This is a genomic window from Raineya orbicola, from assembly GCF_002843425.1.
Taxonomy (GTDB): Bacteria; Bacteroidota; Bacteroidia; order Cytophagales; family Thermonemataceae; genus Raineya; species Raineya orbicola.
The window spans coordinates 1-1,680 of the sequence record NZ_NKXO01000083.1 but is presented as its reverse complement, the minus strand read 5'-3'; the positions used below and the strand labels follow the sequence as shown (position 1 = coordinate 1,680).

The window sequence follows — 1,680 nt, the reverse complement described above, 5'->3', positions numbered from 1 at the left end:
AGAGGTAATTGACTCATATGATTAAATATTTAAAAAGTACAACTCAAAGTTAATCATTTTTTCAATTACCCTAAGTTTTTTTATTTAAATCCCTTGAAAACAATAAGTTAGACTTATAATTCACGTTCATTTAATAATTTGCTGTATTTTAAGAATAGTACGTTAGTAGTGTTTGGATCAGGAACAGGCATTTGTTGAGCTGAACTATTAACAAACGCAATCAGGGCAAACAAAAATATTGCATATTTCATAATTCCTAAAATTTAAGGGTTTAAGTATAAATTTCTGATTTCATCGGCTTTGAAAGCAAGCCATACTTGAACATAAGGATTTCTGTTGTCTAACTCACTAATCCACATTTCAATCATATCGGTTTTACTAGGGTCAGGATTGTCTACTTGTATAAGTGAGTACAAAAAAGTTCCTTCAAAGTGTATATCATTTATGGTAAAGCAGCAAGGAATTTTCCCCAAACTACTATTATGAAATGCTCTGAGAATACTAATTACTTTATTTTTGTAATATAAACCCATAGCCTCGTGATGTATCATATTTTCACTGGGATTTATGTTGTAAAGAGGATTATTACTCGGCAGCGAATTGTAATGATTAACTAAGTTAACTCTTGCATTAGTAAGCTGACTTTGCATAGTAGTCGTAGGTTTGAAGAACATAGCATGCAGGGCTTCATGCACTAATATATTCACCATTTCTAACATCCCCAAGTCCTTTAGCCTGTTAGGGTTAATGAAAATGGTATTGGTATTTCTATCAAATTTTCCACCTGTAATGCTGATATCAAAAGCTATCAATAAATGGGAAGTATTGGGTGGTAAGTAAGCCGATATAATATCCCTGAAATCTGAATTATCAATAATCAACTTATAAGCAGTAAGTAAAGAGTCATCTACAGGTACTATTAAACCTGACTCGTCTTTGTATTTAGTATTTAACCTTACTCCATTGTAAAGAATTTCTCCCATATTGAGTGGTATATCTTGCCCCCAATCGTGTGGAGGTATAACACCTCCGCCACCACCTCCGGGTTCTTGGTTGTTTGGTGGCATATAAGGAGGTAGATGAGGGGGCAAATTTATTGGAGGTAGTGTAACTCCACCTCCTCCGCTGTCGCCTCCACATCTTTGGATATAAGTAGGTTCCGACCTGTAGCTATCGGAGTCATCATTGATGGGCTCGTGAGGGCAAGGCACTTCCATTTGCAATATCAACTCTAAACCACAAATGTTGACTAAGTAATATTCATAACAATATTCAGCTTCTATTGCTCTCCAAGTCTTATTATTCTGCTCTAACTGATAATCCATATCAAAAATATTTATACGGGCTTGATTGGTATATTTTATTGCCTCAAAAATATTGCCAATGAGATGATTTTTCTGTTGGGCTATGGTTGACTTATTGGTGATTAGTTCCACAATATTACCTTTCAGAACTTGTCCGGTGGGGCTAAATTCAATTCGTAGCCTTCTGATGAAATACAAATCATTGGGGTAAATAACTCTATACTCTCGCCAAATGGGTACAATTAATACAACGTGAATTATAAGTCTAACTTATTGTTTTCAAGGGATTTAAATAAAAAAACTTAGGGTAATTGAAAAAATGATTAACTTTGAGTTGTACTTTTTAAATATTTAATCATATGAGTCAATTACCTCT

General features: G+C 33.9%; 1 protein-coding gene. It reads right to left on the bottom strand.

The window, feature by feature from the left end; translation table 11 throughout:
- Positions 1-263 precede the first annotated feature (263 nt).
- Positions 264-1,436, bottom strand: a complete 1,173-nt coding sequence (locus Rain11_RS13665) for a hypothetical protein (RefSeq protein ID WP_101359926.1) — start codon at positions 1,434-1,436, stop codon at positions 264-266.
- Positions 1,437-1,680 lie beyond the last annotated feature (244 nt).